The organism is Phenylobacterium sp. (genome assembly GCF_031412415.1).
Lineage (GTDB): Bacteria > Pseudomonadota > Alphaproteobacteria > Caulobacterales > Caulobacteraceae > Phenylobacterium.
The window spans coordinates 1-1,667 of record NZ_JANOCX010000367.1 but is presented as its reverse complement, the minus strand read 5'-3'; the positions used below and the strand labels follow the sequence as shown (position 1 = coordinate 1,667).

3 protein-coding genes are annotated in these 1,667 nt (G+C 62.2%); all 3 read right to left on the bottom strand.

All coding sequences use genetic code 11. From position 1 onward, the window contains the following. Positions 1–204: hypothetical protein (locus RMO04_RS17440; protein ID WP_309646039.1), on the bottom strand; the 204-nt coding region annotated here is incomplete at its 3' end. Then, the gene (locus RMO04_RS17435) at positions 201–527 is read right to left on the bottom strand and encodes a hypothetical protein (RefSeq protein ID WP_309646038.1); all 327 of its coding nucleotides are present in this window, start codon (positions 525–527) and stop codon (positions 201–203) included. The genes RMO04_RS17440 and RMO04_RS17435, both read right to left, overlap by 4 nt. Beyond that, on the bottom strand, positions 527–1,667 hold a 1,141-nt coding region (locus tag RMO04_RS17430; RefSeq protein ID WP_309646037.1), incomplete at its 5' end, for a DUF2201 family putative metallopeptidase. The genes RMO04_RS17430 and RMO04_RS17435, both read right to left, overlap by 1 nt.

Below are 1,667 nucleotides of genomic sequence, written 5' to 3'. Positions count from 1 at the left end.
GCCGATCGTCCACTCGGTGCCGAACATTGGCCTCAGCGATCGTGACTCATAAACTTCAAAATAATCGCCCACCAGCTGGATGATAAACCGGCTACCTTTGATACCGATTGCTCCGGCGAGCATGCGTGTGTCCGGTTGACGCCTGAACTTGACCGTCCGCAACTCGCCGTCAGGGCCGACAACGAGCACCTCGGTGCGGGTCACCCGTCCTCCTCACCATACAGAAGCACAGTAGCCATGACCGCCGCGTCTAGGTCGTGGTGCTGCAGCTTTGGCTTGGGTGTGATCAGTTCGCCATGCGCACCCTTGCGCATCGTCGTGAACAAATCCCAGACGAGATAGCGCTCGGCGTTGATGGCGATGTCCCATGATCCGGCAACGGCGTAGCGACAGTTCTTGGGCCGCTGCTGGTAGATCTTGGTGAACGTGACCGTGCCGAGGTTGTCGTAGCGGCGGACGCAGTCGACCCCGCACACGTAAGCGTGCAGCTGGTATCGACCGTTCGTGCCGGTGTTGGCGAACGCCATCAGATCCGCACCTCGAGCCCGACCGGCACAGTAGCGTTGGTCGTGCAGCAGACGATCAGGGTGTAGTCGGGCTCGACCTCGGGCCAAGGCGTGTAGCCGTCGGTGAACAGCACCACGACCTCAGGGTCATACTGCTCGACATGGGTCAGCGCGGTGCGCATGTCAGTGCCGCCGCCGCCCATCGGCTTGACCTGATCGACCGAGAATTCGCCCTGCTCGAAGAACTGCTCTCCGGCGACCTTGGTGTCACACCACACGATGCGGATGCTCTCGGGCTTGAGGTCCTCGGCGATCGCACCGGCCTCACCGTTATACTGCTTGAGCTCGTCGTTGCCGATCGACCCCGACGTGTCACCGATGAAGATGATCGGCCCCATGCTCTCGCTGTAGCGCGCGGGGAGGAACACGTCACCAAACCGCCGGTTGCGGCGCGACCATGACTCCTCGTCCTGTGACGTGCTGGTCATGAAGTGGCGCAGTAGTTCCTGCCACGGCACCTTGGGGTCGATGATCTCATTGATGAAGCGTTCGAGACCACCAGCCAGCTTGCCCGCCATGCGCGCGACGTTGGCGGCCTGGCCGACGCGCCGCTGGATCGAGCGCTTGATCGCTTCCTCGGCCGCCGGATCGTTGGCGACGTTGGGGTCCTTGAGGTCGCCGAGCATCGGGCTGTGATGCTCGCCACCGGGCTCGCCCATGCCGGGCTGACCCTGACCCTGACCCTGGCCGGGCTTCGGCTTGGGCTTCTTCGCCTGCTCTTTCTGGAGCAGCTGGTAGATGTGGTCGGCCGACATGTCGCGATACTTCTCGTCGATCAGGCACTGATCCCAGACGGTCAGACCGCTGTCCTTGAGGATCAGGTTGATCGCGTAGTCGCAGGCGATGTTCCACAGCATGTGGTCACGCGTCACCTTGCGAAGGCCGTGCTGCAGCGCGACGTGCATCACCTCGTGAGCGAGGACGAAGATGATGATTTCATCGTCGAGGGTCTCGGCGAACGCGGGGTTGATGTAGAGGGTCTTCATGTCGGTCGCCGCGGTCGGGATGTCGGTCGTCTCGATCATCGGCATCGACAGCATCAGCGTGGCGAAGAACGGATGCTTGATGAGCATCTTGGTCCGAGCCTTCTGAAGCCGCGTC

Bases quoted from the DNA above. Each gene is read 5' to 3' on its own strand.
- RMO04_RS17435 (WP_309646038.1), bottom strand. From the start codon at position 527: ATGGCGTTCGCCAACACCGGCACGAACGGTCGATACCAGCTGCACGCT.